Source organism: Streptococcus sp. 2741, from assembly GCF_013276315.1.
GTDB classification, from domain to species: domain Bacteria; phylum Bacillota; class Bacilli; order Lactobacillales; family Streptococcaceae; genus Streptococcus; species Streptococcus pseudopneumoniae.
Map to the genome: position 1 here is coordinate 1 of NZ_VMKU01000009.1, position 22,872 is coordinate 22,872.

General features: G+C 39.3%; 19 protein-coding genes, 2 pseudogenes and 1 other annotated feature. Of the genes and pseudogenes, 19 read left to right on the forward strand and 2 right to left on the reverse strand.

Features of this window, described 5'->3' with window-relative positions; genetic code table 11:
- The first annotated feature begins 327 nt into the window (after positions 1–327).
- The 4 genes from HT671_RS01360 (at position 328) to rpmA (ending at position 2,199) form a co-directional block, all read left to right on the forward strand.
- A complete protein-coding gene (locus HT671_RS01360) occupies positions 328–1,026 on the forward strand; it encodes a YoaK family protein (RefSeq protein ID WP_023933523.1) in 699 nt (232 codons plus the stop codon).
- 64 nt (positions 1,027–1,090) lie between these two features.
- Positions 1,091–1,178, forward strand: a sequence feature (ribosomal protein L21 leader region).
- Between the two features lie 36 nt (positions 1,179–1,214).
- On the forward strand, positions 1,215–1,529 hold the full coding sequence (gene rplU, locus HT671_RS01365) for a 50S ribosomal protein L21 (RefSeq protein WP_000109141.1): 315 nt from the start codon (positions 1,215–1,217) through the stop codon (positions 1,527–1,529).
- A 15-nt stretch (positions 1,530–1,544) separates the two neighbouring features.
- Positions 1,545–1,889, forward strand: a complete 345-nt coding sequence (locus tag HT671_RS01370; protein ID WP_000613692.1) for a ribosomal-processing cysteine protease Prp — start codon at positions 1,545–1,547, stop codon at positions 1,887–1,889.
- Positions 1,890–1,905: 16 nt separating this feature from the next.
- On the forward strand, positions 1,906–2,199 hold the full coding sequence (gene rpmA / locus HT671_RS01375; RefSeq protein ID WP_000916509.1) for a 50S ribosomal protein L27: 294 nt from the start codon (positions 1,906–1,908) through the stop codon (positions 2,197–2,199).
- A gap of 138 nt (positions 2,200–2,337) precedes the next feature.
- Here rpmA and HT671_RS01380 read toward each other — a convergent pair.
- Positions 2,338–2,478: pseudogene (locus HT671_RS01380) on the reverse strand (TIGR03943 family protein); the annotation flags it as partial.
- 478 nt (positions 2,479–2,956) lie between these two features.
- Here HT671_RS01380 and HT671_RS01385 point away from each other — a divergent pair.
- Complete coding sequence (locus HT671_RS01385; protein ID WP_000587435.1) at positions 2,957–3,874, forward strand: bifunctional riboflavin kinase/FAD synthetase; 918 nt, start codon at positions 2,957–2,959, stop codon at positions 3,872–3,874.
- A 92-nt stretch (positions 3,875–3,966) separates the two neighbouring features.
- On the opposite strand, the gene HT671_RS01390 is transcribed toward HT671_RS01385, so the two are convergent.
- Positions 3,967–4,815, reverse strand: a complete 849-nt coding sequence (locus HT671_RS01390; RefSeq protein ID WP_000592055.1) for a YitT family protein — start codon at positions 4,813–4,815, stop codon at positions 3,967–3,969.
- Positions 4,816–4,955: 140 nt separating this feature from the next.
- On the opposite strand from HT671_RS01390, the gene HT671_RS01395 reads away from it, so the two are divergent.
- The 14 genes and pseudogenes from HT671_RS01395 to HT671_RS11490 form a co-directional block, all read left to right on the forward strand.
- Complete coding sequence (locus HT671_RS01395; RefSeq protein WP_050207568.1) at positions 4,956–5,795, forward strand: DegV family protein; 840 nt, start codon at positions 4,956–4,958, stop codon at positions 5,793–5,795.
- Positions 5,796–5,901: 106 nt separating this feature from the next.
- Positions 5,902–6,177 (forward strand): HU family DNA-binding protein, encoded by a 276-nt coding sequence (locus HT671_RS01400; protein WP_001284639.1) that lies wholly within the window; start codon positions 5,902–5,904, stop codon positions 6,175–6,177.
- A gap of 421 nt (positions 6,178–6,598) precedes the next feature.
- Positions 6,599–8,500 (forward strand): ABC-F family ATP-binding cassette domain-containing protein, encoded by a 1,902-nt coding sequence (locus HT671_RS01405; protein ID WP_138703102.1) that lies wholly within the window; start codon positions 6,599–6,601, stop codon positions 8,498–8,500.
- A 2-nt stretch (positions 8,501–8,502) separates the two neighbouring features.
- Positions 8,503–9,366, forward strand: coding sequence for an XRE/MutR family transcriptional regulator (locus HT671_RS01410; protein WP_050207570.1), 864 nt, complete (start codon positions 8,503–8,505; stop codon positions 9,364–9,366).
- 79 nt (positions 9,367–9,445) lie between these two features.
- Positions 9,446–10,624 (forward strand): MFS transporter, encoded by a 1,179-nt coding sequence (locus HT671_RS01415; protein WP_138703101.1) that lies wholly within the window; start codon positions 9,446–9,448, stop codon positions 10,622–10,624.
- A gap of 92 nt (positions 10,625–10,716) precedes the next feature.
- Positions 10,717–12,675 (forward strand): NAD-dependent DNA ligase LigA, encoded by a 1,959-nt coding sequence (ligA, locus tag HT671_RS01420; RefSeq protein WP_050254418.1) that lies wholly within the window; start codon positions 10,717–10,719, stop codon positions 12,673–12,675.
- Between the two features lie 2 nt (positions 12,676–12,677).
- On the forward strand, positions 12,678–13,637 hold the full coding sequence (locus HT671_RS01425; protein WP_000134183.1) for a diacylglycerol kinase family lipid kinase: 960 nt from the start codon (positions 12,678–12,680) through the stop codon (positions 13,635–13,637).
- Between the two features lie 22 nt (positions 13,638–13,659).
- Positions 13,660–15,939 (forward strand): type I pullulanase, encoded by a 2,280-nt coding sequence (pulA, locus tag HT671_RS01430; RefSeq protein ID WP_101514379.1) that lies wholly within the window; start codon positions 13,660–13,662, stop codon positions 15,937–15,939.
- Between the two features lie 382 nt (positions 15,940–16,321).
- Positions 16,322–18,250: a 1,4-alpha-glucan branching protein GlgB gene (glgB, locus tag HT671_RS01435; RefSeq protein ID WP_000361115.1), complete on the forward strand. Its 1,929-nt coding sequence runs from the start codon at positions 16,322–16,324 to the stop codon at positions 18,248–18,250.
- Positions 18,240–19,382 carry a glucose-1-phosphate adenylyltransferase gene (locus tag HT671_RS01440; protein WP_000787253.1) on the forward strand — a complete coding sequence of 381 codons (1,143 nt, stop codon included), beginning with the start codon at positions 18,240–18,242 and terminating at the stop codon, positions 19,380–19,382. Before glgB ends, HT671_RS01440 begins: the two co-directional genes overlap by 11 nt.
- Positions 19,372–20,511: a glucose-1-phosphate adenylyltransferase subunit GlgD gene (gene glgD, locus HT671_RS01445; protein ID WP_000687041.1), complete on the forward strand. Its 1,140-nt coding sequence runs from the start codon at positions 19,372–19,374 to the stop codon at positions 20,509–20,511. Before HT671_RS01440 ends, glgD begins: the two co-directional genes overlap by 11 nt.
- Positions 20,508–21,941 carry a glycogen synthase GlgA gene (gene glgA, locus HT671_RS01450; RefSeq protein ID WP_000697307.1) on the forward strand — a complete coding sequence of 478 codons (1,434 nt, stop codon included), beginning with the start codon at positions 20,508–20,510 and terminating at the stop codon, positions 21,939–21,941. Before glgD ends, glgA begins: the two co-directional genes overlap by 4 nt.
- Before the next feature lie 58 nt (positions 21,942–21,999).
- Positions 22,000–22,644: a phosphoserine phosphatase SerB gene (gene serB / locus HT671_RS01455; RefSeq protein WP_000084502.1), complete on the forward strand. Its 645-nt coding sequence runs from the start codon at positions 22,000–22,002 to the stop codon at positions 22,642–22,644.
- A gap of 79 nt (positions 22,645–22,723) precedes the next feature.
- Positions 22,724–22,872: pseudogene (locus HT671_RS11490) on the forward strand (IS630 family transposase); the annotation flags it as partial.

Consider the following 22,872-nt stretch of genomic DNA (forward strand, 5'->3'; position numbering starts at 1 on the left):
ATTAAGTAAGGTCGGCGGAAAATTAAGTGATAAAGTCGGGATTATACCATTTTTTTAAGACATAGTCTTTTATTGGTGAGAGTTATTTATATCAAGGAGTGATTAGAAATAAATTAAAATAATTATTTTTGTTAAGAGGGGCTCTATTCTAGTTTCATGGAAATGATTTTACTAAAGGTTTGTATGCTTTGTCTACAAACATGCTACCTCTATCTATTTTCGGATAAATAGTTGTCTATTATTATTTTTATGCTAATAGTAAAATCTAAATGGTAGCCTACGATTTTTTAGAAAGAAAATGGTACAATATTTCTAAGAGAAAATACAATGGGAGGGAAAATGAGGTTATTACCTATAAGAAAAATATCACGTCAGTCTAAAAGGTTAGCACTTTTTTTGACGTTTTGTGCTGGATATGTGGATGCTTACACTTTTATTGTTCGCGGGAATACCCTTGTAGCTGGACAAACTGGAAATGTTGTCTTTCTTTCGGTAGAGCTAATACAGAATAATGTTTCGGATGTTAGGGATAAGCTTTTAACCTTAATAGCGTTTATGCTGGGAGTTTTTTTACTAACCATTTATAGGGAAAAATTGAGAATTGTGAAAAAGCCAATTCTGTCACTGATTCCTTTGGTAATCTTATCAATAATTATTGGTTTTGTGCCACAAACTGTAGATAATATCTATCTAGTGCCGCCCTTGGCCTTCTGTATGGGACTGGTGACAACTGCCTTTGGTGAGGTTTCGGGTATTGCTTATAATAATGCCTTTATGACAGGGAATATCAAACGAACAATGCTAGCTTTTGGAAATTATTTCCGAACTAAGCACACTCCTTTTTTGCGTGAAGGGTTCATATTTGTTAGCCTGCTTAGTAGTTTTATCCTTGGCGTTGTCTTTTCAGCCTATTTGACGATTTTCTATCATGAAAAGACCATTCTTGGTGTTCCTATTATGATGAGCATTTTTTATATCAGCATGCTTTTTGCCTCGTGGCGGAAAAAAGTAAAAGAAAAAGCTTGATTTTAGGTGTTATTACTTGTAAGAAAATAGGAGATATGCTATACTTAGAGAGTTGACTATGCACAATCCTGTGCAACCGCACGAACATCGTTGCTCGATTATTCAAGTTTAAGTGGTTCGTCCCACGATGCTAGGCGAGTCTTCACAAAAAATTCGGGGAAACCCATAAAAATCATAGGAGGTGCATAATGAGCACATACGCAATTATCAAAACTGGCGGAAAACAAGTTAAAGTTGAAGTTGGTCAAGCAGTTTACGTTGAAAAATTGAACGTTGAAGCTGGTCAAGAAGTTACTTTTAACGAAGTTGTTCTTGTTGGTGGTGAAAACACTGTTGTCGGAACTCCACTTGTTGCTGGAGCTACTGTGGTTGGAACTGTTGAAAAACAAGGAAAACAAAAGAAAGTGGTTACTTACAAGTACAAACCTAAAAAAGGTAGCCACCGTAAACAAGGTCACCGTCAACCATATACTAAAGTTGTCATCAACGCAATCAACGCTTAATTTTAAGGAGAACACATGATACAAGCAGTCTTTGAGAGAGCCGAAGATGGCGAGCTGAGGAATGCGGAAATTACTGGACACGCCGAGAGTGGCGAATGCGGCTTAGATGTCGTGTGTGCATCGGTTTCTACGCTTGCCATTAACTTTATCAATTCTATTGAGAAATTTGCAGGCTATGAACCAATCCTAGAATTAAACGAAGATGAAGGTGGTTATCTGATGGTTGAAATTCCAAAAGATCTTCCTTCACACCAGAGAGAAATGACCCAGTTATTCTTTGAATCATTTTTCTTAGGTATGGCAAACTTATCGGAGAACTCGTCTGAGTTCGTCCAAACCAGAGTTATCACAGAAAACTAACACGGAGGAAAACATTATGTTAAAAATGACTCTTAACAACTTGCAACTTTTCGCCCACAAAAAAGGTGGAGGTTCTACATCAAACGGACGTGATTCACAAGCAAAACGTCTTGGAGCTAAAGCAGCTGACGGACAAACTGTAACAGGTGGATCAATCCTTTACCGTCAACGTGGTACACACATCTATCCAGGTGTAAACGTTGGTCGTGGCGGAGACGATACTTTGTTCGCTAAAGTTGAAGGCGTAGTACGCTTTGAACGTAAAGGACGCGATAAAAAACAAGTTTCTGTTTACCCAATCGCTAAATAAAAAGGTTCAGTGAACCTTTTTATCCCGAGCCTTGAACTGTAAAGGCGAGGAAGCTAGAAGTAGCATTAAATAAGGCTTTCCGAGTTTTCGGAGAGCCTGTTTTTTGTTTGGTACCCATACTTTTTAATATAGTAAAATGAAATAAGAACTGGTATCTGGTTTCAAATATTGGCTTGTCATCCCTTCACTTGTCTGAATGGCTTGAGCCGTTCCTTCTGATAAGGAAAAAGATATTCTTTAGCGAGAATCCAAGATAACAGATGGAGAGAAAAATAACCCAGTCTGAAGCACATTAGATGGGAGTTGTTGGAAAGCAGTCATCTAGTTTTTCTTTGCTGCTTTGGCTTTTTCTTTGTCATCAGGGAAAGTGACTTGCTTCAAATCAGGGAGTTTAGGAAATTCTTCAAACATCTTGCCCAAGTTGTCTCATTTTGTAAATTTTACAGCCATAGGTGTACCTCGATTCTAAATTCTACCTTTTCGGCACCAATTAGTAATTTAAAGTTCTCAGGAGTTAGTTGCATTGCTTTTTCATACATAAGCATAGTATGACACTTTATGGTTACCGAACAAGTCTAATCACTCCTTTCAAACTTTTGAAGATGTCCTACAAGTTTTTGAGAAGAATATTGCAAAGTTCATAGTTAAGCAACGATAGAGTGAAGTGCTTTTTGAAAACAGCTACACTTCAGGTGAAAAAAACGACATTTCAGATTTTCTGTTCCAGAAATAGCTATCGCTATGATATAATTATTTTATGATTATTACTATTCCTATAAAAAACCAAAAAGATATTGGCACACCATCTGATTCAGTCGTTGTTCTCGGCTATTTTGATGGCATACATAAGGGGCATCAAGAATTATTTCGTGTTGCCAACAAGGCTGCGAGAAAGGATTTATTGCCTATCGTCGTTATGACCTTTAATGAATCTCCAAAGATCGCTTTAGAGCCTTATCATCCAGATTTGTTTTTGCATATTTTGAACCCTGCTGAACGTGAAAGAAAATTAAAGCGCGAAGGTGTAGAAGAATTATATCTCCTTGATTTTAGTAGTCAATTCGCTAGTCTCACGGCAGAAGAATTTTTTGCAACTTATATCAAGGCTATGAATGCCAAAATTATTGTTGCAGGTTTTGATTATACATTTGGTTCTGACAAAAAAACAGCAGAAGATTTAAAGGATTACTTTGATGGAGAAGTTATCATTGTTCCACCTGTAGAAGATGAGAAAGGAAAGATTAGTTCAACTCGTATCCGTCAAGCTATTTTAGATGGAGATGTGAAAGAAGCAGGAAAACTTTTGGGGGCACCGCTTCCATCAAGAGGTATGGTGGTTCATGGTAATGCTCGTGGTCGTACAATTGGTTATCCGACAGCGAATTTAGTGCTTTTAGACCGTACTTATATGCCAGCAGATGGCGTTTATGTCGTTGATGTTGAGATTCAAAGACAGAAGTATCGTGCTATGGCTAGTGTCGGGAAAAATGTGACCTTTGATGGAGAAGAAGCACGTTTTGAAGTCAATATTTTTGATTTTAATCAAGATATTTATGGGGAAACCGTCATGGTTTATTGGCTTGATCGCATTCGAGATATGACCAAATTTGACTCAGTTGACCAATTAGTGGATCAGTTAAAGACTGATGAAGAAGTAACTCGGAATTGGTCTTAAGAGCTTGAGTAAATAAAACAAAAAAGAGGTTGTCTGTAACCCAAAAGATAGATGATGTAGTCTAACTTTTGAGATCACTACACTACCTCTTTTTATTCTTTTTCAAAGGTGAATCCTTCTCCTAGGATTTCATGGGCTTCTGTAATGGTTATAAAGGCTTGAGGATCGATTCGATGAATCATTTCTTTCATTTTCACAATCTCATTTCTACCGACAATACAGTAGATGATTTTCAAATTTTCTTTACTATAGTAGCCGTGACCAGAAATAAAAGTAACACCTCTTCCGAGGTCATCATTAATTGCCTTAGCAAGTTGGTCAGGACGTTTTGTGATAATCATAAAGCCTTTGCCGGCATATCCTCCTTCACCAATCAAATCAATAACACGAGAAACAATAAAATCAAACAAAAGCGTGTAGGAAACCAATCTCAAATCCTTGAAGATTAGGAGAATCAACATGAGAATACAAAAATCTAAGATAAAGAGCAGTTTTCCTATGGATATATGAGTGTATTTGTTGAGAATACGAGCTAGAATATCAGTTCCGCCAGTTGTACCTCCAGCATTAAAAATAATTCCAAGGCCAATTCCTAATAGGATTCCCGCTATAAGGGCTGTGATTAGTAAATCACCTTGAAGATCAATATGAAGGGGAATATGCTCAAAAAAAGCTAACCAGGCGGACAAAGCTAATGTTCCTAGTAAACTAGAATAGAGGGATTTAGCTCCAAAGATCTTCCAAGCTAGGATGAAAAGGGGAATGTTAATCAGCAGGTTCATGAGGGAAACAGGGATTTTAAAAAGATAAAAGGTGATGAGGGTAATGCCTGTCGCCCCTCCTTCAAAGAGATGATGGGGAACTACAAAATAAGTCAGTCCAAAAGCATAAATAGCAGCACCTAGTAAAATGGTAAAAATGGGGTAAATTTTTTTAATCATAGGACACCTCTTTTCTTATAAGTTGATTATATCAAATTTTACGGAAAATTTGATTGACTCCATTAGGATTTTTAATCTTTTTTTGATATAATTAGAAGCAAGGAAACCAATCTGAATCCTAAAATAGAAAGATTGATACTATGACAAAAATTAAGATTGTAACCGATTCATCTGTTACTATTGAACCTGAACTAGTAAAGCAATTAGATATTACAATTGTTCCATTATCTGTAATGATTGATAATGTTGTTTATTCTGATGCTGATTTGAAAGAAGAAGGTAAATTTCTTCACTTGATGCAAGAAGCTAAGAATCTTCCGAAAACAAGCCAGCCGCCTGTAGGTGTCTTTGCTGAAGTGTTTGAAAACCTATGCAAGGATGGTAGCCAGATTCTTGCTATTCATATGTCCCATGCTCTTTCGGGTACTGTAGAAGCAGCGCGTCAAGGTGCTAGCCTATCTACTGCCGACGTGACTGTTGTTGATAGTTCCTTCACTGACCAAGCCCTGAAATTCCAAGTTGTTGAGGCTGCGAAGTTAGCTCAAGAAGGTAAAGATATGGAGACAATTTTATCTCATGTAGAAGAGGTTAAAAACCATACAGAGCTTTATATTGGTGTTTCAACTTTGGAAAATCTTGTCAAAGGTGGACGAATTGGCCGTGTAACTGGATTGTTGAGCTCCCTTCTCAATATCCGTGTTGTCATGCAAATGAAAGACCATGAATTGCAGCCAATGGTTAAAGGTCGTGGAGCTAAAACCTTTAAAAAATGGTTAGATGAGTTGATAACATCTCTCTCTGAACGTTCTGTAGCAGAGATTGGAATTTCATATTCTGGTAGTGATGATTGGGCAAAAGAGATGAAAGAAAGCTTACAAGCTTATGTTGAAAAGCCAATTTCTGTTTTGGAAACGGGTTCCATTATTCAAACTCACACAGGTGAGAACGCTTGGGCTATTTTGGTACGTTACCATTCCTAAAAAAATAAAGAAAATGGGAAGAAATAGCGTTTTTAACTTGACCTAAAAGGGATTTTAGGATATGATTATATTTGTTAATTAGAAATTATTTGGAGGAATCGTTAACATGGCAAACAAACAAGATTTGATCGCTAAAGTAGCAGAAGCTACAGAATTGACTAAGAAAGACTCAGCAGCAGCAGTTGAAGCTGTATTTGCAGCAGTAGCTGACTATCTTGCAGCTGGTGAAAAAGTTCAATTGATCGGTTTTGGTAACTTTGAAGTTCGTGAGCGTGCAGAACGTAAAGGTCGCAACCCACAAACTGGTAAAGAAATGACAATTGCAGCTTCTAAAGTTCCAGCATTCAAAGCTGGTAAAGCTCTTAAAGACGCTGTTAAATAATCAGCCTTTAAAAAGCCTATTGTATCAAGCTTTCTAGCTTGGTCAGTAGGCTTTTTAATTATGAAATCTAGTAATAAATAGAGTTAAAAAGTTGAATGCTCCGAAAATATTGTATATATAGTAGTTGAATCTAAAATAGTACGAAACAATTTCTAAAACATTTATAGAAATTAATTTTACTTCCTCAATCGATTTGTTCTCATCTTATTTCAATCCGCTATACGTACGTATATAATGAAAAGAATTAAATAATAGAATTGTGCGATAACTATTTGAAGCAAGATTAGCTTATTAGAAAATCCAACAAGATAGCGAAGGAATCCAATACAAATTTTACATAATTTATTTTATGTTACAAGTTCTTCGCTAAAATACTTACGATTATCTTGAATGCCTTAGGGAAACATGCTATACTGTTTGTATGATTATTTTACAAGCTAATAAAATTGAACGTTCTTTTGCAGGAGAGGTTCTTTTCGATAATATTAACCTGCAGGTTGATGAACGAGACCGGATTGCCCTTGTTGGGAAAAATGGTGCAGGTAAGTCTACTCTTTTGAAGATTTTAGTTGGAGAAGAGGAGCTAACTAGCGGAGAAATCAATAAGAAAAAAGATATTTCTCTGTCTTACCTAGCCCAAGATAGCCGTTTTGAGTCTGAAAATACCATCTACGATGAGATGCTTCATGTCTTTGATGACTTGCGTCGGACTGAGAAACAACTTCGTCAGATGGAGCTGGAGATGGGTGAAAAGTCTGGTGAGGACTTAAATAAGCTGATGTCAGATTACGACCGCTTATCTGAAAATTTTCACCAAGCAGGTGGCTTTACCTATGAAGCTGATATTCGAGCGATTTTGAATGGTTTCAAGTTTGACGAGTCTATGTGGCAGATGAAAATAGCTGAACTTTCAGGTGGTCAAAATACTCGTTTGGCACTTGCTAAAATGCTCCTTGAAAAGCCCAATCTTTTGGTATTGGACGAACCAACCAACCACTTGGATATTGAAACCATTGCCTGGCTAGAGAATTACTTGGTAAACTATAGCGGTGCCCTCATTATTGTTAGCCACGACCGTTATTTCTTGGATAAGGTTGCGACGATTACGCTAGATTTGACCAAGCATTCCTTGGATCGCTATGTAGGGAATTACTCTCGTTTTGTTGAGTTGAAGGAGCAGAAGCTAGCTACTGAGGCAAAAAATTATGAAAAGCAACAGAAGGAGATTGCGGCTCTGGAAGACTTTGTCAATCGCAATCTAGTCCGAGCTTCAACGACCAAACGTGCCCAATCTCGACGTAAACAACTGGAAAAAATGGAACGTTTGGATAAACCTGAAGCTGGCAAGAAAGCAGCCAATATGACCTTCCAGTCGGAAAAAAACTCTGGTAATGTTGTATTGACTGTTGAAAATGCGGCTATTGGTTATGACGGGGAAGTCTTGTCACAACCTATCAACCTAGATCTTCGTAAGATGAATGCTGTCGCTATCGTTGGTCCAAATGGTATCGGCAAGTCAACCTTTATCAAGTCTATTGTGGACCAGATTCCTTTTATCAAGGGGGAAAAGCGCTTTGGCGCTAATGTTGAGGTTGGTTACTATGACCAGACCCAAAGCAAGCTGACACCAAGTAATACTGTACTGGATGAACTCTGGAATGATTTTAAGTTGACACCAGAAGTTGAAATCCGTAACCGTCTAGGTGCCTTCCTTTTCTCAGGAGATGATGTCAAAAAATCAGTTGGCATGCTGTCTGGTGGCGAGAAAGCACGTTTGCTTTTGGCTAAATTGTCTTTGGAAAACAACAACTTCTTGATTCTGGACGAGCCAACCAACCACTTGGATATTGATAGCAAGGAAGTGTTGGAAAATGCCTTGATTGACTTCGATGGAACTCTTCTCTTCGTCAGCCACGACCGTTACTTTATCAATCGTGTGGCAACTCATGTACTGGAATTGTCTGAGAATGGCTCGACTCTTTACTTGGGAGATTACGATTATTATGTCGATAAAAAGGCTGAAATGGAAGTCGGTCTGACAGAGGAAGCTTCAACCAGCAATCAAGCAAAAGAAGCAAGCCCAGTCAATGACTATCAAGCTCAGAAAGAAAGTCAAAAAGAAGTTCGTAAGCTCATGCGACAAATCGAAAGTCTAGAAGCTGAAATTGAAGAGCTAGAAAGTCAAAGCCAAGCCATTTCTGAACAAATGTTGGAAACAAACGATGCCGACAAACTGATGGAATTGCAGGCTGAGCTGGACAAAATCAGCCACCGTCAGGAAGAAGCTATGCTTGAGTGGGAAGAATTATCAGAGCAGATGTAAAGATGGAACATCTTGGAAAAGTATTTCGTGAATTTCGAACAAGTGGAAATTATTCTTTAAAGGAAGCAGCAGGCGAGTCCTGTTCAACCTCTCAGTTATCTCGCTTTGAGCTTGGGGAATCTGACCTAGCAGTCTCACGTTTTTTTGAAATTTTGGATAATATTCATGTGACCATTGAAAATTTCATGGACAAGGCTAGGGATTTTCATAATCATGAACATGTGTCTATGATGGCACAGATTATCCCACTTTACTACTCAAATGATATTGCAGGTTTTCAAAAGCTTCAAGAAGAACAACTTGAAAAGGCTAAGAGTTCGACGACTCCCCTTTATTTTGAGCTGAACTGGATTTTGTTACAGGGTCTGATTTGTCAAAGAGATTCGAGTTATGATATGAAGCAGGATGATTTGGATAAGGTAGCAGATTATCTCTTCAAAACAGAAGAATGGACTATGTATGAGTTGATTCTTTTCGGTAACCTCTATAGTTTCTACGATGTGGACTATGTCACTCGGATTGGTAGAGAAATTATGGAGAGGGAGGAATTTTACCAAGAGATTGGTCGCCATAAGAGATTAGTGTTGATTTTAGCCCTTAATTGTTACCAGCATTGTTTAGAGCATCTTTCTTTTGATAACGCTAGCTATTTTGAGGCTTATACAGAGAAGATTATTGGTAAAGGTATTAAGCTTTATGAGCGTAATATTTTCCATTATTTAAAAGGTTTTGCCTTATATCAAAAAGGACAGTGTAAAGAAGGCTGTAAGCAGATGCAAGAGGCCATGCATATTTTTGACGTGCTAGGTCTTCCAGAGCAAGTAGCCTATTATCAGGAACACTACGAAAAATTTATCAAAAATTAATTTTCCCAAATAAGGGAAAAAATAAAAAGCTCCTTTCAGTTTTGATACAATAGTTTCAAAATTTGAGAGGAGTTTTTATATGAATCGCTATGCAGTACAGTTGATTAGCCGTGGAGCTGTTAACAGGATAGGGAATATGCTTTATGATTATGGCAATAGTGTCTGGTTGGCTTCCATGGGAACTATCGGACAGACAGTTTTAGGAATGTATCAGATTTCTGAACTCGTCACATCCATTCTCGTCAACCCATTTGGCGGAGTCATTTCAGACCGTTTTTCTCGTCGTAAGATTTTAATGACGACGGACCTTGTTTGTGGGATTCTTTGTCTGGCTATTTCTTTTATAAGAAATGACAGCTGGATGATTGGAGCTTTGATTGTTGCCAATATTGTTCAGGCTATTGCTTTTGCATTTTCTAGACCTGCAAATAAGGCCATTATAACTGAGGTTGTTGAGAAAGATGAGATTGTGATCTATAACTCTCGCTTGGAGCTGGTTTTGCAGGTTGTAGGTGTTAGCTCTCCTGTTCTTTCCTTCCTTGTTTTACAGTTTGCAAGTCTCCATATGACGCTACTGCTAGACTCGCTGACTTTTTTCATTGCTTTTGTTCTAGTGGCTTTCCTTCCAAAAGAGGAAGTAGGAGTTCAAGAGAAAAAGGATTTTACTGGGAGAGATATGTTTGTAGATATCAAGGATGGGTTACACTATATCTGGCATCAGCAAGAAATTTTTTTCCTTTTGCTGGTAGCTTCCAGCGTTAATTTCTTTTTTGCAGCTTTTGAATTTCTACTTCCCTTTTCGAATCAGCTTTACGGGTCAGAAGGAGCCTATGCAAGTATTTTAACTATGGGGGCTATTGGTTCCATTGTGGGAGCTATTCTAGCTAGCAAAGTAAAGGCAAGTGTTTATAATCTTTTGATTTTACTGGCTTTGACAGGTGTCGGAGTTTTTATGATGGGACTACCACTTCCAAATTTTCTTTCCTTTTCTGGAAATTTAGTTTGTGAATTGTTTATGACGATTTTTAATATTCACTTTTTTACTCAAGTACAAACCAAGGTTGAGAGCGAATTTCTTGGGAGAGTACTGAGTACAATTTTTACCTTAGCTATTCTATTTATGCCTATTGCAAAAGGATTTATGACAGTCTTGCCAAGTGTACATCTCTCTTCTTTCCTGATAATTGGAAGTGGTGTTATCATCTTGTCTTGTATATCGTTTATTTATGTTCGAACTCATTTTGAAAAATTGATATAAGGCTGCTTGAGTTTCAAAAATAATTTCAAACTAAGTGTTTTTTCCGCCCTTCTCGTTTGTGAGGAGGGCTTAGTTTATGGTAAAATGGTCTTATGAATAAAAGAATGAATGAGTTAGTCGCCTTGCTCAATCGCTATGCGGCTGAGTACTATACCAGCGATAATCCCTCGGTTTCAGACAGTGAGTATGATCGCCTTTACCGAGAGTTGGTTGAGTTAGAAACTGCCTATCCAGATCAAGTGCTAGCAGACAGTCCGACCCATCGTGTTGGTGGCAAGATTTTAGATGGTTTTGAAAAATACAGTCATCAGTATCCTCTTTATAGTTTGCAGGATGCTTTTTCACGTGAGGAGCTTGAAGCATTTGATGCGCGTGTTCGTAAGGAAGTGGCTTATCCGACCTATATTTGTGAGCTGAAAATCGATGGCTTATCTATCTCGCTGACTTATGAAAAGGGGATTTTAGTTGTTGGTGCAACACGTGGAGACGGTTCTATTGGAGAAAATATCACAGAAAATCTCAAACGTGTTAAGGACATTCCTTTGACTTTGCCAGAAGAACTAGATATCACAGTTCGTGGGGAATGTTATATGCCACGCGCTTCTTTTGACCAGGTCAACCAAGCACGACAAGAAAATGGAGAGCCTGAATTTGCCAATCCTCGTAATGCGGCAGCAGGCACCCTGCGACAGTTGGATACAGCAGTAGTTGCCAAGCGCAATCTTGCTACCTTCCTCTATCAAGAAGCCAGCCCGTCAACTCGTGATAGTCAAGAAAAGGTTTTGAAGCACCTAGAACAACTAGGTTTTGTGGTTAATCCTAAGCGAATTCTGGCTGAAAGCATGGATGAAATCTGGAATTTTATCCAAGAAGTTGGACAAGAACGAGAAAATCTGCCTTACGATATTGATGGAGTGGTAATCAAGGTCAACGACCTAGCAGGCCAAGAAGAACTTGGCTTTACCGTTAAAGCTCCAAAGTGGGCAGTAGCCTACAAGTTCCCAGCTGAAGAAAAAGAAGCTCAACTCTTATCAGTTGATTGGACAGTTGGCCGTACGGGTGTTGTAACCCCAACTGCGAATCTAACACCAGTACAACTAGCTGGTACAACTGTTAGCCGTGCGACTCTGCACAATGTGGATTATATTGCTGAAAAAGATATCCGAAAAGATGATACGGTTATCGTTTATAAGGCTGGAGATATTATCCCTGCCGTTTTACGTGTAGTAGAGTCCAAACGGGTTTCTGAAGAGAAACTGGATATCCCTACAAACTGTCCAAGTTGTAACTCTGACTTGCTGCACTTTGAAGATGAAGTGGCCCTGCGTTGTATCAATCCGCGTTGCCCTGCTCAAATCATGGAAGGCTTGATTCACTTTGCTTCTCGTGATGCTATGAATATTACAGGCCTTGGTCCATCTATTGTTGAGAAACTCTTTGCTGCTAATTTAGTCAAGGATGTGGCGGATATTTATCGTTTGCAAGAAGAAGATTTCCTCCTTTTAGAGGGGATCAAGGAAAAGTCCGCTGCTAAACTGTATCAAGCCATTCAAGCATCTAAGGAAAACTCTGCTGAAAAACTCTTGTTTGGACTAGGGATTCGCCATGTCGGAAGCAAGGCCAGTCAGTTGTTACTTCAACATTTTCATTCAATTGAAAATCTGGCTCAGGCAGATCCAGAGGAAGTGGCTAGTATTGAAAGTTTGGGTGGTGTGATTGCCAAGAGTCTTCAGACTTACTTTGCTACAGAAGGCTCTGAAATTCTCCTCAGAGAATTGAGAGAAGCTGGGGTCAATCTGGACTATAAAGGTCAGACAGTAGTTGCGAATGCGGCCTTGTCAGGCTTGACCGTGGTATTGACTGGAAAATTGGAACGGTTCAAGCGCTCAGAAGCTAAAAGTAAACTCGAAAGTCTGGGTGCCAAGGTAACAGGCAGTGTTTCTAAAAAGACCGACCTCGTTGTGACAGGTGCAGACGCTGGAAGTAAACTTCAAAAAGCACAAGAATTTGGCATCGAAGTTCGAGATGAAGCTTGGCTAGAAAGTTTGTAACAATGACAGAAGAAAGAAAACGTGCGCGTTTAATTTATAACCCAACCTCAGGGCAGGAAATTATCAAGAAAAATATAGCAGAAGTGCTGGATGTTTTGGAAAATATTGGCTATGAAACCAGTGCCTTTCAAACGACTACAGAACCTCTTTCGGCACAAAAAGAAGCTGAGAGAGCAGCCAAAGCTGGTTTTGATTTGATTATTGCTGCAGGTGGTGATGGAACAATTAATGAGGTAGTCAATGGGGTTGCCTCGCTCGATAAGAGACCTCGGCTTGCTATCATCCCAACAGGTACGACTAATGATTATGCGCGTGCCCTAAAAATTCCAATGGGTGATCCTGTTGCGGCTGCTCAGATTATTGCTAAAAATGAGACCATTCATATGGATATTGGACGAGCTTTTGGCGACAAATATTTTATTAATATTGCCGCTGCTGGAACCTTAACCGAATTGACTTACAGTGTTCCAAGTGAAGTCAAGACGCGTCTTGGTTATTTTGCCTATGTTGCTAAAGGCATTGAAATGTTTCCTAAGACCAAGGTTCGTCCAGTGAGAATCACACACGATCAGGGGGTCTTTGAAGGAGAGGTGTCCTTGATTTTTGTTGCCTTGACCAATTCCATTGGAGGTTTTGAGCAGTTAGCGCCTGATACCAAGTTAGACGATGGTAATTTTACTCTGATTTTGGTCAAGACAGACAAGCTATTTGATATGTTGGGCTTATTGATACAGGCCATTAATGGTGGTCAGCATGTCTCAGACGTCAATATCGAATACCTTAAAACTAGCAAACTACGTTTAGAAGTTTTAGATGACCAAGAACCATTTATGCTGAACCTAGATGGGGAATATGGAGGAGATACCCCAGTTGAACTTCAAGTCTGCCATCATCACATCGAATTTTTTGTCAATCGAGACGAGATTAGTCAAGAATTTATTAGTGAAATAGAAACGAATTAAAAAGTAAAAAGGAAAAATAAAAATGTATAACTACCCTATGCGCATTCATTACCATCGCAAGAATGGTGAATACGACACTTGCTCTTTTGTAAAGAGTAAGGATCAACGAATTGATTTACTAACTTACCAAGAAGATTATTTTGGAGCCTTATTTAGCTTTGAACACCCAAGTGCTCATCCCTTAGAAAGCTTGAATTTTGTGGTTCACACAGGCCAAACTAGTAAAGAATATGCTATCCGTTTTAATCACTATCCCCTCTTAACAGAGGTCTGGATTTTGGAAGGCGATGATAGAATTTATTATTCTGAAAATCCTGCAATTGCAAGTCCTTTCTATAAAAATCAAAATCCTTTTGCTTTTGACAAGGCTATCAATAGCGCTAGTTTCGACCACCACTGGGGCTACCAAGGGGAATTGGGTTGCCGTGTAGAGGACAATCAGGCTCGTTTTGCTCTCTGGGCTCCAACAGCGACAGAAGTGCAGGTTGTCGTTTATGAATCAGCTGCTAATGATGCTCCTGTTTGGAAGACCTTTGAGATGGAGAGAGGCAATAGCTACTCTTATAATCACAAGGACAATACAATCGGTGTCTGGAGTTTGGATGTTGAGGAAGATTTGACTGGTAAGGCTTATCAGTATCAAGTCCAATTCCCTCACCACCAAACAGTGACACGCGATCCCTATACCATCGCGACCAGTCCTGATGGCAAACGTTCAGCTATCCTGAGCCATGAAGAAAAGCAAGTTGCAAACTTCGAGGTCAAGCACGGTTCAGAGGCTACTTGGCGCTTGGCAAATCCATGTAAGGCAGTTATTTGTGAAATGCACATTCGTGATTTGACCAAATCACCGACCTCAGGTGTGGATGAACATCTTCGAGGAACTTTCTTAGGTGCTGCACAGACTGGAACAGTTAACCAGTACGGCCAAGCAACTGCTTTTGATTACATCAAGAAGCTGGGCTACAATTATGTTCAGTTGCAACCAATTGCAGACCGTCACAAAGAATACGATGAGGATGGGAATGTAACCTACAACTGGGGTTATGACCCACAAAACTATAACGCGCCAGAAACTAGTTTTTCAACTAATCCAGACGACCCAGCTCAGGTTATTCGTGATTTGAAGACCATGGTTCAAGCTTACCACGATGCGGGTATTGGTGTTATTATGGATGTGGTCTATAACCATACCTTCTCAGTTGTTGATGCACCTTTCCAAACAACTGTCCCTGATTACTATTATCGTATGAATCCAGACGGTACCTTCCAGAATGGAACAGGCGTTGGAAATGAAACAGCCAGTGAACACGAAATGTTCCGCAAGTATATGATTGATTCTCTTCTATACTGGGTTCAGGAATACAATATTGACGGCTTCCGTTTTGACTTAATGGGGATTCATGATGTCAAGACTATGCAGATGATTCGTCAAAGCTTAGATGAAATCGACCCTAACATTATCCTCTATGGAGAAGGTTGGGACATGGGAACAGGTCTTGCACCTTATGATAAGGCTAAGAAAGACAACGCCTACGAAATGCCAAGTATTGGTTTCTTTAATGACAATCAGCGTGATGCTGTCAAAGGTGGAGAAGTTTATGGTGCTATCAAGTCAGGTTTTGTCAGCGGTGCTGCGACAGAGCCAATTCTAGCCAAAGCAATCCTAGGAAGTCGTGAATTAGGAACCTATACACATCCAAATCAGGTGCTTAACTATGTGGAAGCCCATGACAATTACAATCTTCACGATTTATTGGCAACCCTTCATCCAAACCAAAGTTCAGAACAAATCATGCGCAAGGTCGAGACAGCCACAGCTATGAACCTACTCATGCAAGGGATGGCCTTTATGGAAATCGGTCAAGAATTTGGTCGGACCAAACTGGTTGCGACTGGTGAGAATGGTGAGTTGACCCATGATGATAGAGAGCGTGCGATGAATAGCTATAATGCTCCTGACAGTGTGAACCAAGTCAACTGGGATTTGATCAATGAGCGTCAAGACAGTATTGAGTTTATCCGTCAAGTCATCCGATTGAAGACAAAAACTGGTGCCTTTTCTTACTCTAGCTATGATGAAATTTACCATCATGTCTTTGTGCATTCTGCGATTGAACATAGCGGCTGCCTTATCTATGAAGTTCATGGGAAAGAACACCTCTTGGTGGTTGTGAATGCTAAATCAGAACCCTATCAATTTGAAAATGCAGGAAATTTAGCTATGTTGGTAACTAATAGTCGTTCAAAAGAAGATAATGTGTTAGATGATATTAGTCTAGCCGTCTTGAGTGTTTTATAAAGACCATCTATCTCGCTATTCTAACACATCATTGGAAGTGAACGAATAAAAAGAACTTAGCTGATAACTCACTTGTATAGAAAATTTGATAAATATTTTCATCAAACGTGTAAAATCAGGAAATTGTTTTCCTGGTTTTATTTTTTGCTATAAAAAAATAATATTGGTAGCAAAAATACGAACTTTTTGGTATTATAGTAGAGAAAAGAAAGGCATTTTCACATTTTTTTGAAAAAATATTGCTTTACAATTGAACGAGAAAGTGAACTTTTTGTAGATTTTCAAAATAATTTTAAAGAAGTATAGTAATTTACTTGAATCTTCCCTAAAAAGGTAGTATAATAAATCTATAGAAAACGCTTACAGAGAAAGAGGAGGTATTATGGATAAAAGAGAAGCTTTGCGCACCTTTATGACAGGAGAAAATTTTCACCTTCAGCATTATCTAGGAGCACATAAAGAGCAAGTGAATGGAGAGTATGGCTATACTTTCCGTGTTTGGGCTCCCAATGCTCAGGCTGTCCACTTGGTGGGGGATTTCACCAACTGGATTGAGGGTCAGATTCCAATGGTAAGAAATGACTTTGGGGTCTGGGAAGTCTTTACCAACATGGCTCAAGAAGGGCATATTTACAAATATCATGTCACACGTCAAAATGGTCATCAACTGATGAAAATTGACCCTTTTGCTGTCAGATATGAGGCTCGTCCAGGAACAGGGGCAATCGTAACAGAGCTTCCTGAGAAGAAATGGAGGGATGGACTTTGGCTGGCACGAAGAAAACGTTGGGGCTTTGCTGAACGTCCTGTCAATATCTATGAAGTTCACGCTGGCTCATGGAAAAGAAATCCTGATGGTAGTCCTTATAGTTTTTCCCAGCTCAAGGATGAACTCATTCCTTATCTCGTTGAAATGAACTATACTCATATTGAGTTTATGCCCTTGATGTCCCACCCTTTGGGGTTGAGTTGGGGGTACCAGCTTATGGGTTACTTCGCTTTAGAGCATGCCTATGGTCGTCCTGAAGAGTTTCAAGATTTTGTCGAGGAGTGTCATATCCATAATATTGGGGTTATCGTAGACTGGGTACCTGGTCATTTCACCATTAATGATGATGCCTTAGCCTATTATGATGGGACACCGACTTTTGAATACCAAGACCATAATAAGGCTCATAACTATGGTTGGGGCGCTCTCAATTTTGACCTTGGAAAAAATGAAGTCCAGTCCTTCTTAATTTCTTGTATTAAGCATTGGATCGATGTCTATCATTTGGATGGTATTCGTGTGGATGCTGTTAGCAACATGCTTTATTTGGACTATGATGATGCTCCATGGACACCTAATAAAGATGGGGGAAATCTCAACTATGAAGGTTATTATTTCCTTCAACGCTTGAATGAGATTATTAAGTTAGAATATCCAGATGTGATGATGATTGCAGAAGAAAGTTCGTCTGCAACCAAGATTACAGGAATGAAAGAGCTTGGTGGTCTAGGATTTGACTACAAATGGAACATGGGCTGGATGAATGATATCCTCCGTTTCTACGAAGAAGACCCAATTTACCGTAAGTATGACTTTAATTTGGTGACTTTTAGCTTTATGTATGTTTTCAATGAAAACTATCTCTTACCATTTTCACACGATGAAGTGGTTCATGGCAAGAAGAGTATGATGCATAAGATGTGGGGAGATCGTTACAATCAATTCGCAGGCTTGCGCAATCTCTATACGTACCAAATTTGTCACCCTGGTAAGAAATTGCTCTTCATGGGTAGCGAATATGGTCAATTCCTAGAATGGAAATCTGAAGAACAGTTGGAATGGTCTAACCTAGAAGACCCAATGAATGCTAAGATGAAGTATTTCACTTCTCAGCTAAACCAGTTTTACAAAGACAACCGCTGTCTGTGGGAAATTGATACCAGCTATGATGGTATTGAAATCATTGATGCGGATAATCGAGACCAGAGTGTTCTTTCCTTTATTCGTAAGGGTAAAAAGGGAGAAATGCTAGTCTGCGTCTTTAATATGGCACCTGTTGAACGGAAAGATTTTACAATCGGACTACCCGTTGCAGGAATTTACGAAGAAGTCTGGAATACTGAGCTAGAAGAGTGGGGAGGCGTTTGGAAAGAACATAATCAAACTGTTCAAACGCAAGAAGGACTATGGAAAGATTATGAGCAGACCTTAACCTTTACCCTACCGGCTATGGGAGCTAGTGTATGGAAAATCAAACGCCGCTTGAAATCTACTAAAACCGTCACAAATAAAAACCAAAAAGGAGTAGAAAATGAAGAATGAAATGTTAGCTTTGATTCTTGCTGGTGGGCAAGGAACTCGTCTCGGTAAACTCACTCAAAGCATCGCAAAACCAGCTGTGCAATTTGGTGGGCGCTACCGTATCATTGACTTTGCCCTATCAAACTGTGCCAACTCAGGGATTCATAATGTTGGGGTCATTACACAGTATCAACCTCTTGCTCTCAACAATCATATTGGGAACGGTTCAAGCTGGGGACTAGATGGTATCAATTCTGGTGTTTCTATTCTTCAACCTTATTCTGCCAGTGAAGGAAATCGTTGGTTTGAAGGGACTAGTCACGCTATTTACCAAAATATCGACTATATCGACAGTGTCAACCCTGAGTATGTCTTGATTTTGTCTGGGGACCACATCTACAAAATGGACTATGATGATATGCTCCAGTCTCATAAGGATAATAATGCCAGCTTGACAGTAGCCGTTTTAGACGTCCCTCTTAAAGAAGCAAGCCGTTTTGGTATCATGAACACAGATGCTAACAATCGTATTGTTGAATTTGAAGAAAAACCAGCTCAACCTAAATCTACAAAAGCTTCTATGGGAATCTACATTTTTGATTGGCAACGCCTTCGTAATATGTTAGTCGCTGCTGAAAAGAGCAATGTAGATATGTCAGATTTTGGTAAAAATGTCATTCCAAATTACCTTGAGTCAGGTGAAAGTGTTTATGCTTACGAATTTAGCGGTTACTGGAAAGATGTTGGTACGATTGAGTCTCTTTGGGAAGCGAACATGGAGTACATTTCTCCAGAGAATGCCTTGGATAGTCGTAACCGTCAATGGAAGATTTACTCAAGAAACTTGATTTCACCACCAAACTTCCTCGGAGCAAATGCTGATGTGGAAGACTCATTAGTTGTAGACGGATGTTTCGTTGATGGAACTGTTAAACATTCTATCCTTTCAACAGGCGCGCAAGTTCGCGAAGGAGCGGAAGTTGTTGATTCAGTTATCATGAGTGGAGCTATCATTGGTCAAGGAGCTAAGATTAAACGTGCCATTATTGGTGAAGGTGCGATTATTTCTGACGGTGTCGAAATTGATGGAACAGATGAAGTACAAGTTGTAGGATATAATGAAGTAGTGGGGGTAGCAACAGATGAAGATTGATAAATATTCTGCCATTTTAGGAAACACAGTTGGTTTTCACGATATGTCGACATTGACAGACCACCGTCCAGTAGCAAGTTTGCCATTTGGTGGGAAATATCGTTTGATTGACTTCCCACTTTCAAGCCTTGCTAATGCAGGTGTTCGTAGTGTCTTTGGTATTTTCCAGCAGGATAATATCAGCTCAGTCTTTGACCATATTCGTTCAGGACGCGAGTGGGGCTTATCAACCCTTCTTAGCCATTACTATCTAGGAATTTACAATACCCGTGTAGAAAGTAGCACAGTTGGAAAAGAATACTACCAACAGCTTCTCACTTATTTGAAACGTTCTGGGTCAAACCAAACAGTTTCACTCAACTGTGATGTTTTGATTAACATTGATTTGAACCAAGTTTTCCATCTACATAGTACAACAAAAGGGCCTATCACTGTAGTTTATAAAAAACTAGCTAAGAAAGATATTTCAGAAGTAAATGCAATCTTAGAAGTGGATGAAACAGACCATGTTCGTTCTCATAAACTCTTTGATAGCAAGTCAACAGCTGAAACGTTCAATATGTCTACAGATATCTTTGTCGTTGATACACCTTGGTTGATTGAACGCTTGGAAGAAGAAGCTAAAAAAGAACATCCAGAGAAGTTGCGTTATGTTTTACGGGATTTGGCTGCAAAAGAGGGAGCTTTCGCCTACGAATACACAGGCTATCTAGCCAATATTCACTCTGTAGAGTCTTATTACCAAGCTAATAAAGATATGCTTGAATCGCAAAAATTCTATTCTCTTTTCTCACCAAACCAAAAGATTTATACAAAGGTTAAGAACGAAGAACCAACTTACTATGCTAATACATCTAAAGTAAGCACTTCTCAGTTTGCGTCTGGTAGTATCATTGAAGGTCAAGTTGCTAATTCTGTTCTATCACGTAATATTCATGTTCATAAGGATAGCTTGGTTAAAGATAGCCTGCTCTTCCCTCGTGTTGTTATTGGAGAAGGAGCTCAGGTTGAATATGCTATCTTGGACAAGGGTGTTGAAGTTGAGCCTGGTGTTGTGATTCGAGGAACTGCAGAACATCCAGTTGTCGTTAAGAAAGGTAGTAAAGTAACAGAGGATATTCATTCATGAAAATTTTATTTGTAGCAGCAGAGGGTGCACCCTTTTCAAAAACAGGTGGTCTGGGAGACGTCATTGGCGCTCTTCCTAAATCACTGGTAAAAGCGGGACATGAAGTTGCAGTAATTTTACCCTACTATGACATGGTAGAGGCTAAATTTGGAAATCAGATTGAAGATGTTCTTCATTTTGAGGTGAGTGTTGGTTGGCGCAGACAGTACTGTGGGATTAAGAAAACAGTTTTGAACGGAGTGACTTTCTACTTTATCGACAGCCAATATTATTTCTTCCGTGGTCATGTTTACGGTGATTTTGATGATGGGGAACGTTTCGCTTTCTTCCAACTGGCTGCCATTGAGGCTATGGAAAGGATTGACTTCATTCCTGACCTTCTCCATGTTCATGACTACCATACAGCCATGATACCGTTCTTGTTAAAGGAAAAATACCGTTGGATTCAAGCCTATCAAGGAATTAAAACTGTTTTAACCATTCATAATTTGGAATTTCAAGGACAATTTTCAGAAGGAATGTTATGGGATTTGTTTGGAGTTGGCTTTGAACGTTATGCTGATGGTACCCTTCGCTGGAACAACTGTCTGAACTGGATGAAGGCTGGTATTCTTTATGCTGACCGTGTTTCAACCGTTTCACCTAGCTATGCTCATGAAATTATGACCAGTCAGTTCGGATGTAACTTGGATCAAATTCTTCGAATGGAGTCTGGCAAGGTGTCTGGTATCGTGAACGGGATTGATGCTGACCTGTATAATCCTCAGACGGATGCTCTTTTAGACTATCATTTTAATCAGGAAGATTTGTCTGGAAAAGCTCAGAACAAGGCAAAATTACAAGAAAGAGTTGCCTTGCCAGTTAGAGCTGACGTTCCACTGGTGGGAATTGTTTCTCGTTTGACACGTCAAAAAGGTTTTGATGTGGTGGTCGAAAGTCTGCACCATATCTTGCAGGAAGATGTCCAGATTGTTCTTTTGGGAACTGGAGATCCAGCCTTTGAAGGAGCTTTCTCATGGTTTGCTCAAATCTACCCAGACAAGCTATCAGCAAATATCACTTTTGATGTCAAACTAGCTCAAGAAATCTACGCTGCCTGTGACCTCTTCCTCATGCCGAGTCGTTTTGAACCGTGTGGCTTGTCTCAAATGATGGCTATGCGTTATGGAACCTTGCCATTGGTCCATGAAGTTGGTGGCTTGCGAGATACTGTTCGCGCTTTTAATCCAATCGAAGGAAGCGGTACTGGCTTTAGCTTTGACAATCTATCACCTTATTGGTTAAATTGGACTTTCCAAACAGCTTTGGACTTGTATAGAAACCATCCTGATGTTTGGAGAAATCTACAAAAACAAGCTATGGAGTGTGATTTCTCATGGGATACAGCCTGCAAGTCATATCTTGACTTGTACCATAGTTTAGTTAATTAATAGATAAAATCGTATGATGACTTCATACGATTTTTAGGCTGTTTAGAGAGGAGAAGGTCTGTCTCAAGTAAAAGGATTGTGTGTTATGGATGTGGATGGAACCTTAATCCTAGAAGAAGTGATTGATTTGTTGGGAAGAGAGGTAGGTCGTGAGGAGGAAATTTCGCAGATTACAAGTCGAGCAATGCGAGGAGAGTTGGACTTTGAAAGCAGTTTACGAGACAGAGTTTCCTTGTTGGAAGGCCTTCCTATTTCGGTCTTTGATACAGTCTTCAACTCTATTCATCTAACGCCAAATGCCCAAGAATTCATCTCTATTCTCCAACAGAATGGCATTCTAGTTGGTCTGGTGTCTGGTGGCTTTACACCAATAGTTGAGAGATTAGCAAAATCACTTGGCATTGCCTATTTCTCTGCCAATCAACTTGAAGTCAAAGATGGTCTTCTAACAGGAAAATTAGTTGGACAAATTATCAGTCCCCAGGTCAAAAAAGAGACTCTGGAAAAATGGAGAGAGAAACTCAAACTTCCTAAAGAAAGAACGGTTGCAATCGGTGATGGGGCCAATGATTTATTGATGTTGAAGTCGGCGGGACTAGGAATCGCTTTTTGTGCCAAAGAAGTACTCAAAAAAGAAATACCGAATCATGTTGACAAGAGGGATTTTTTAGAAGTTCTTCCTTTGATTGACTGTTTAGAATGAGGGAAAATATGAAGATTGTAATTGCACCGGATTCGTTTAATACTATCCTAAAATCAAAAAACATCTTATAATAGTAGTTATGAAACTTACAAACGAAGAAACACAAAAAATTGAACAACTCCTAAGAGATTCATCGTACGCCAAATATCACAAACGTCTACAGATTATTTATTTTCGCTCAAAAGAAAAGAGTTATAAGGAAATCATGGATTTGCTAGATTGCAATAA

Coding starts and splice junctions, on each gene's coding strand:
- HT671_RS01360 (WP_023933523.1), top strand. CDS start 328: ATGGGAGGGAAAATGAGGTTATTACCTATAAGAAAAATATCACGTCAG.
- rplU (WP_000109141.1), top strand. CDS start 1,215: ATGAGCACATACGCAATTATCAAAACTGGCGGAAAACAAGTTAAAGTT.
- HT671_RS01370 (WP_000613692.1), top strand. CDS start 1,545: ATGATACAAGCAGTCTTTGAGAGAGCCGAAGATGGCGAGCTGAGGAAT.
- rpmA (WP_000916509.1), top strand. CDS start 1,906: ATGTTAAAAATGACTCTTAACAACTTGCAACTTTTCGCCCACAAAAAA.
- HT671_RS01385 (WP_000587435.1), top strand. CDS start 2,957: ATGATTATTACTATTCCTATAAAAAACCAAAAAGATATTGGCACACCA.
- HT671_RS01390 (WP_000592055.1), bottom strand. CDS start 4,815: ATGATTAAAAAAATTTACCCCATTTTTACCATTTTACTAGGTGCTGCT.
- HT671_RS01395 (WP_050207568.1), top strand. CDS start 4,956: ATGACAAAAATTAAGATTGTAACCGATTCATCTGTTACTATTGAACCT.
- HT671_RS01400 (WP_001284639.1), top strand. CDS start 5,902: ATGGCAAACAAACAAGATTTGATCGCTAAAGTAGCAGAAGCTACAGAA.
- HT671_RS01405 (WP_138703102.1), top strand. CDS start 6,599: ATGATTATTTTACAAGCTAATAAAATTGAACGTTCTTTTGCAGGAGAG.
- HT671_RS01410 (WP_050207570.1), top strand. CDS start 8,503: ATGGAACATCTTGGAAAAGTATTTCGTGAATTTCGAACAAGTGGAAAT.
- HT671_RS01415 (WP_138703101.1), top strand. CDS start 9,446: ATGAATCGCTATGCAGTACAGTTGATTAGCCGTGGAGCTGTTAACAGG.
- ligA (WP_050254418.1), top strand. CDS start 10,717: ATGAATAAAAGAATGAATGAGTTAGTCGCCTTGCTCAATCGCTATGCG.
- HT671_RS01425 (WP_000134183.1), top strand. CDS start 12,678: ATGACAGAAGAAAGAAAACGTGCGCGTTTAATTTATAACCCAACCTCA.
- pulA (WP_101514379.1), top strand. CDS start 13,660: ATGTATAACTACCCTATGCGCATTCATTACCATCGCAAGAATGGTGAA.
- glgB (WP_000361115.1), top strand. CDS start 16,322: ATGGATAAAAGAGAAGCTTTGCGCACCTTTATGACAGGAGAAAATTTT.
- HT671_RS01440 (WP_000787253.1), top strand. CDS start 18,240: ATGAAGAATGAAATGTTAGCTTTGATTCTTGCTGGTGGGCAAGGAACT.
- glgD (WP_000687041.1), top strand. CDS start 19,372: ATGAAGATTGATAAATATTCTGCCATTTTAGGAAACACAGTTGGTTTT.
- glgA (WP_000697307.1), top strand. CDS start 20,508: ATGAAAATTTTATTTGTAGCAGCAGAGGGTGCACCCTTTTCAAAAACA.